Source organism: Streptomyces torulosus (assembly GCF_001419765.1).
Classification (GTDB): domain Bacteria; phylum Actinomycetota; class Actinomycetes; order Streptomycetales; family Streptomycetaceae; genus Streptomyces; species Streptomyces torulosus.
This window is the reverse complement of sequence record NZ_LIRK01000902.1, coordinates 1-6,586: the sequence shown is the minus strand read 5'-3', so window position 1 is coordinate 6,586 and position 6,586 is coordinate 1. Positions and strand designations below refer to the sequence as shown.

Below are 6,586 nucleotides of genomic sequence, written 5' to 3'. Positions count from 1 at the left end.
CCCGCCCCCCGGCTAACCTCCTGCCATCAACCGACCCGCAGCAGGAGTACGAGAACCATGGCGAACGCACCGGTCCAGCGCATGTCCCAGTTGATGGCGAAGACGCTGCGCGACGACCCGGCGGACGCCGAGGTACTCAGCCACAAGCTGCTGGTCCGCGCCGGCTACGTCCGCCGCACCGCCGCCGGCGTGTGGACCTGGCTTCCCCTCGGCAAGCGGGTCCTCGCCAACGTGGAGCGGATCGTCCGCGAGGAGATGGACGCGATCGGCGCCCAGGAGGTGCTGCTCCCCGCCCTGCTGCCGAAGGAGCCCTACGAGGCGACCGGCCGCTGGGACGAGTACGGCCCGGAGCTGTTCCGCCTCCAGGACCGCAAGGGCGGCGACTACCTCCTCGGCCCCACCCACGAGGAGATCTTCACGCTGATCGTGAAGGACCAGGCGTCCTCCTACAAGGACCTGCCGGTGATCCTCTACCAGATCCAGACGAAGTTCCGCGACGAGGCCCGCCCCCGCGCCGGCATCCTGCGCGGCCGTGAGTTCCTGATGAAGGACTCGTACTCCTTCGACCTGGAGGACGAGGGCCTCGCCCAGTCGTACGCCCTGCACCGCCAGGCGTACCAGAAGGTGTTCGAGCGCCTGGGCCTCGACTACCGCATCTGCGCCGCCACCGCGGGCGCGATGGGCGGCTCCAAGTCGGAGGAGTTCCTGGCCCCGGCCGGTGCCGGCGAAGACACCTTCGCGGACTGCCCCAACTGCGACTTCGCGGCCAACACCGAGGCGATCACCTACGAGTTGAAGCCGGTGGACGCGGGCGACGTGCCCGCCCTCGAGGAGATCCCCACCCCTGACACCCCCACCATCGAGACCCTCGCCGCCCACCTCGGCGTCCCGGCCTCCGCCACCCTGAAGAACCTCCTCGTGAAGGTCGACGGGGAGATCGTCGCCATCGGTGTCCCCGGGGACCGCGAGGTCGACATGGGCAAGGTCGAGGCGCACTTCGCCCCGGCCGTCGTCGAGATGGTCACCGAGGACGACTTCGTCGCCCACCCCGAGCTGGTCCGCGGCTACGTCGGCCCGCAGGGCCTCGGCGAGAAGGTCACCTACGTCGCCGACCCGCGGGTGGCTCCCGGCACCTCCTGGATCACCGGCGCCAATAAGGACGGCACGCACGCCAAGAACGTCGTCGCGGGCCGTGACTTCGAGGTCGGCGCGTACGTGGACGTCGTGGTCGTCCAGGAGGGCGACCCCTGCCCGAAGTGCGGCACCGGCCTGCGACTGGACCGCGCCATCGAGATCGGCCACATCTTCCAGCTCGGCCGCAAGTACGCCGACGCCCTCAAGCTCGACGTCCTCGGCCAGAACGGCAAGCCCGTCCGCGTCACCATGGGCTCGTACGGCATCGGCGTCTCCCGCGCGGTGGCGGCCCTCGCCGAGCAGACCGCCGACGACAAGGGCCTGTGCTGGCCCGCCGAGGTCGCCCCGGCCGACGTGCACGTGGTCGCCGCCGGCAAGGCCCTCCAGACCGAACTCGCCCTGGAGGTCTCGGAGAAGCTGCGGGCCGCCGGCCTGCGCGTCCTCGTCGACGACCGCGCCGGGGTCTCGCCGGGCGTGAAGTTCACCGACTCCGAGCTGATCGGCGTGCCGCAGATCCTGGTCGCGGGCCGCCGCTCGGCCGAGGGCGTCCTGGAGCTGAAGGACCGCCGCACCGGCGAGCGCGAGGAACTGACCGTCGACGAGGCGATCGCCCGGCTGACGACCGCCTGAGCCGGTCCCCGTACGGACGAGCGGGTGCGTGGGGACTGGTCGCGCAGATCCCCACGCCCCGGGAACGGCCCTGCGGGCCGATGAGCAGCGGGGCGCAGCCCCGGCTGTTCAGGGGCGCGGGGAACCGCGCGAGAAACCCCCACGCACCCGCCGTCGACGAACATCAACCCTTCCGAGGGTGACCTCAGAGCCAGCCGGCGAACTCCAGCAACAGTTCGGCGTCGCGCGGGCGTCCCACGCGCCGGGCCCGAACCCCCGACTCCACGGCCCGGAACAGCGTCCACCCGCGCAGCCGCTCCTGGTCCACGTCCAGCGAGTCGGCCAGCTTCCTCACCCGTCGCCGTGTCGTCGCCGCCCCCGACGGGGAGGCGATCAGGTCCTCCACCCGGTCCCGCACCAACCGCGCCAGATCGAACGCGCACTCCCCGACCACCGGATCGGGTCCCACCGCCAGCCACGGCAACCGATCCCCGGCCAGCACCTTGCTCTGCCGGAACGTCCCGTGCAGCAACCGCTCCTCGGGAGCGGCGGCGAGCAGCTCCTCCCGCGCGGCGAGAGCCGCCTCGACCAAGCCCCGGACCTCACCGTCGGCGTCGGCGCCCGCACGCAACGCCTCGGCCTGACGACCCGTCCGCTCGGCCACGGTCTCGAACACATGTGCCTCGGGCGGCTCGACCCACAGCCGCCGCAGCGTGGCCGCCGCCTCCAGCAGCGCCTTCGCCTCGGGCAGCGACCGCACGGACAGGTCCGGGCGCAGCCGCTCCAGGAGCAGCACGCCCTGACTGTCCCCGGGGTTCAGCAACTCCACCGCGCCCCGCCCGTCCCAGTGGGCGAGCGCCGCCCGCTCGCTCTCCGGCCGCGCCCGCTCGGGCGCCAGCTTCAGCACGGCCGGGGTGCCGTCGATCTGCCGCACGAGCAGCACCAGACTGCTGCGGCCGCCGGGCGCCTGCACCCGCTCGACGGTCAACTCGCGTAGATCAAGGGCCTGTTGAAGGAGGTCAGGCAGCCGCGACAGCCACTCCTGGGCGCCGTCGCCCCCGCTCTGCCGGGTCTCGGCGAGCGCGCGCACAAGCCGCTGCGGCGGTTCGAAAGCCTCGAAAGCCCTGCGCGTCATGTGCGAGTCGTTCCCTTCCAGGCCGTGATCAGGTGCGCGGTGCCGCCGAGGCGGTGGCACCGGCCGCCCGCTCGGCGAGACCAGGGAAGGCTACGCTTCCCTCGCGCCACCTGACCGCCCGCACCGCCGCTTCCCGCAGCGCCTCGGCCGCCGAGGCCCGCCGCCGACCGGTCGCCGCCCGCACCAGGTCGGAGTACACCCCGGCCACCCGCTCCTCCAGCTCCACGGCCAGCCGCACGGCGGAATCCGCGTCCGTCACCGGGAAGGGCAGCGCGTACGCGGCCGCCGAGGCCTCGGGCCGGCCGTCGAGGCCCCGCACCGCCCGCGTCAGCAGGTCCCGCCGCGCCCGATGGGCGTCGTACGCCTCCCGCGCCTCGCTCTGCCGCGCGTCACCGATCTTCCCGCCGACGATCCCGTACCCATACACAGCGGCGTGCTCGGCCCCGAGCGCCGCCTGCATCGCCTTCAGCTCCGCGCCGCTCACTTCGCACCCTCCGTCAACATGTACGCGTGCCCGGCCCCCGCCGCGGCCACTGACGCCATCAGCCGGGCCAGCTCGCCCGGCACCTCCAGCAACGCCTTGCCCCGCCGGTCGGCGAGCTTCCGCTCGGCCGCGGCCAGCTCGGCGAGCGCCGCCTGCGGCTCGGCCGGCACGGGGTCGGGCGAGGCGGAGGCCGACGCGGACGCGGACGGAGACTGCGACCGCGACTGCGACGGCGAGGGGGACGCGGAGGGCTTCGTCGCGCGCTTCCCGCCCCCGAACGCCTCCGCGTGGCGTACGGCCTCCGCCCGCAGCGGCGTCAGCAGTCCGGCCAGATCGGGATGGGCGGCGAGCACGGCGTCGTACCGCTCCACGAGCGCCTCACTGTCCCGCGCCGCCCCGGCCCGCGCCTTCTCGGCCGTCGACGGGCTCCCCCCGGCGGCATCCGACCCCTCACCCCCGGACGAGCACCCCACGAGGAGGCCCAGACCCGCGGCCCCGGCGAGCAAAGTCCTTCTGCGCGGCCCGGACGGGGCACGCGACGGCAGGCTGAACGACACAGCAGACGTCCTAGGGGGGTCGTACGAACAAAAGAGCGGTGTGATCACGTTACCCGGCCGCGCTCCGAGCGGGGCGCGGGGAACCGCGCGACCGGCCGCGGACAACCCGCTCGCGCCAACGGACCACGTCCCCCGAGCGTGTGGGCGGACGGCAACACCCCAGCGGAGCGGCTACCCTTTGACCTGACACGCGCCCTACCCACAACAGCACACGCGGCCGAGGAGTCACCCGGATGAGCACCACCCAGAGCGAGAGGCTGCGAGAGCTGCTGGAACCCCTCGTACGCTCCCAGGGTCTGGACCTCGAAGAGATCGCCGTGGACGCGGTCGGCCGCAAGCGGGTGCTGCGCGTGACCGTCGACTCCGACGAGGGCGCCGATCTGGACACGGTCGCCGACGTCAGCCGCGCGCTCTCGGCCAAGCTGGACGAGACGGACGCGATGGGCCAGGCGGAGTACACCCTGGAAGTCGGCACGCCGGGCGCCGAGCGCGCCCTCACCGAGCACCGCCACTACCGGCGGGCCGTGGACCGACTGGTGAAGTTCCAACTCCGCGAGGACGGGGAACTGATCGCCAGAATCCTGACCGTGGACGACGACGGCCTCGACCTCGAGGTGCCCGGAGTGAAGGGCCGCAAGGCCACCACCCGCAGGCTCGCCTTCGACGAGATCGACAAGGCCCGCGTCCAGGTCGAGTTCAACCGCAAGGACAAGAAGGACATGAAGGAAGAGGAGGAGGCGTAGCCGTGGACATCGACATGAGTGCCCTCAGGGGCTTGGTGCGGGAGAAGGAGATCTCCTTCGACCTGCTCGTCGAGGCGATCGAGGCGGCCCTCCTCATCGCCTACCACCGCACCGAGGGAAGCCGCCGCCACGCGCGCGTGGAGCTCAACCGGGAGACCGGCCATGTGACCGTGTGGGCGAAGGAGGACCCCGAGGACCTGGAGGAGGGGCAGGAGGCACGCGCGTTCGACGACACTCCGTCGGACTTCGGGCGCATCGCCGCCACCACCGCCAAGCAGGTGATCCTGCAGCGTCTGCGGGACGCGGAGGACGACGCGACGCTCGGCGAGTACGCCGGCCGCGAGGGCGACATCGTCACCGGTGTGGTCCAGCAGGGCCGCGACCCGAAGAACGTGCTCGTCGACATCGGCAAGCTGGAGGCCATCCTGCCCGTGCAGGAACAGGTCCCCGGGGAGACGTACCCGCACGGCATGCGGCTCCGGTCGTACGTCGTTCGGGTGGCGAAGGGCGTCCGCGGTCCGTCCGTCACCCTTTCGCGCACGCACCCCAATCTGGTGAAGAAGCTCTTCGCCCTGGAGGTGCCGGAGATCGCCGACGGCTCCGTCGAGATCGCCGCCATCGCACGTGAGGCCGGTCACCGGACGAAGATCGCCGTCAGGTCCACCCGTTCGGGCCTGAACGCCAAGGGCGCCTGCATCGGCCCCATGGGTGGCCGTGTGCGCAATGTCATGGGCGAGCTGAACGGCGAGAAGATCGACATCGTCGACTGGTCCGACGACCCGGCCGAGATGGTCGCCAACGCGCTCTCCCCGGCCCGGGTCTCCAAGGTCGACGTGGTGGACCTCGCGGCCCGCTCCGCGCGGGTCACGGTCCCCGACTACCAGCTGTCGCTGGCGATCGGCAAGGAGGGCCAGAACGCCCGCCTCGCCGCCCGTCTCACCGGCTGGCGCATCGACATCCGCCCGGACACCGAGCAGCCGTCCGAATAGCCGAGGAAGACCGGTCGGCGCATGATCGGGAATAGATCCAAGCCGCAGGTCGCTCAGATCACGTCAGTTATATGCGCGGCAACTGTTCGATTCTTGCCCCAAAGGGGTGAGGTCGCTGCGGGGAGGTAGACTTAGCAGTGTCTGGCCGGACGCGTGCCCGCGCATGCCCTGAACGCACCTGTGTGGGGTGCAGGCAACGAGCGGCCAAGACCGAGCTGCTGCGCGTCGTGGCGATCGAGGACGAATGTGTCCCCGATCATCGCGGTACGCTGCCCGGCCGGGGTGCGTACATCCACCCCGCCCTGGTCTGTCTCGACCTGGCGGTTCGCCGCCGGGCGTTCCCGCGGGCGCTCCGTGCCCCGGGACCGCTCGACAGCGCGGCGTTGCGCCTCACCGTCGAGCAGGCAACACAGTAAAACGCGTCGCATGGAACCCCCGTGCGGCCCTGGTACCCCGCGAGTTGGAAGTAGGTCGAGATTGCGATGAGCACTCGATGAGCACGCGATGAGTACGCCCATGAAGTAGCGACGGTCCGGCGTCAACCCGGACCTAAAAGGAGCGAAGTGGCTAAGGTCCGGGTATACGAACTCGCCAAGGAGTTCGGGGTTGAGAGCAAGGTCGTCATGGCCAAGCTCCAAGAGCTCGGTGAATTCGTCCGTTCGGCGTCCTCGACGATCGAGGCGCCTGTAGTACGCAAGCTGACTGACGCCCTCCAGCAGGGCAGCGGTGGCGGCAAGCCCGCCCCGCGCAAGGCCGCCCCGGCCCGTCCGGCGGCCCCCTCTCCGACGCAGGCCGCCCGTCCGGCTGCCCCGCGTCCGGGTCCGGCGGCTCCGAAGCCGCCCGCCGCGGAGAAGCCCGCGGCGCCGGCCCCGGGTCCGCGCCCCGTGCCCGGCCCGAAGCCGCCGACGCCGAAGCCCTGCCCCTTATACACATCT

8 protein-coding genes are annotated in these 6,586 nt (G+C 71.9%); 5 read left to right on the top strand and 3 right to left on the bottom strand.

Annotation, left to right across the window (positions count from 1 at the left end; all coding sequences use genetic code 11):
* Positions 1-57: 57 nt before the first annotated feature.
* A complete protein-coding gene (locus AOK23_RS42245) occupies positions 58-1,764 on the top strand; it encodes a proline--tRNA ligase (RefSeq protein ID WP_055717686.1) in 1,707 nt (568 codons plus the stop codon).
* Between the two features lie 184 nt (positions 1,765-1,948).
* Here the strand turns inward: AOK23_RS42245 and AOK23_RS42240 are convergent, their stop codons facing one another.
* From AOK23_RS42240 to AOK23_RS42230, 3 genes are read right to left on the bottom strand one after another with little or no spacing between them, the layout of a single operon-like run.
* On the bottom strand, positions 1,949-2,878 hold the full coding sequence (locus tag AOK23_RS42240; RefSeq protein WP_055717685.1) for an aminoglycoside phosphotransferase family protein: 930 nt from the start codon (positions 2,876-2,878) through the stop codon (positions 1,949-1,951).
* Positions 2,879-2,906: 28 nt separating this feature from the next.
* On the bottom strand, positions 2,907-3,362 hold the full coding sequence (locus tag AOK23_RS42235) for a ferritin-like domain-containing protein (protein ID WP_079050027.1): 456 nt from the start codon (positions 3,360-3,362) through the stop codon (positions 2,907-2,909).
* Positions 3,359-3,919: a hypothetical protein gene (locus AOK23_RS42230; RefSeq protein WP_240496826.1), complete on the bottom strand. Its 561-nt coding sequence runs from the start codon at positions 3,917-3,919 to the stop codon at positions 3,359-3,361. Before AOK23_RS42230 ends, AOK23_RS42235 begins: the two co-directional genes overlap by 4 nt.
* A 233-nt stretch (positions 3,920-4,152) precedes the next feature.
* On the opposite strand from AOK23_RS42230, the gene rimP reads away from it, so the two are divergent.
* The 4 genes from rimP to AOK23_RS46335 form a co-directional block, all read left to right on the top strand.
* Entirely contained in the window at positions 4,153-4,662 is a 510-nt protein-coding gene (gene rimP / locus AOK23_RS42225; RefSeq protein WP_055717683.1) for a ribosome maturation factor RimP, read from the top strand.
* A gap of 2 nt (positions 4,663-4,664) precedes the next feature.
* A complete protein-coding gene (gene nusA, locus AOK23_RS42220; RefSeq protein WP_055717682.1) occupies positions 4,665-5,651 on the top strand; it encodes a transcription termination factor NusA in 987 nt (328 codons plus the stop codon).
* 137 nt (positions 5,652-5,788) lie between these two features.
* Entirely contained in the window at positions 5,789-6,067 is a 279-nt protein-coding gene (locus AOK23_RS42215) for a YlxR family protein (RefSeq protein ID WP_079050026.1), read from the top strand.
* 147 nt (positions 6,068-6,214) lie between these two features.
* A partial coding sequence (locus AOK23_RS46335; RefSeq protein WP_206336441.1) for a translation initiation factor IF-2 N-terminal domain-containing protein occupies positions 6,215-6,586 on the top strand: 372 nt, incomplete at its 3' end.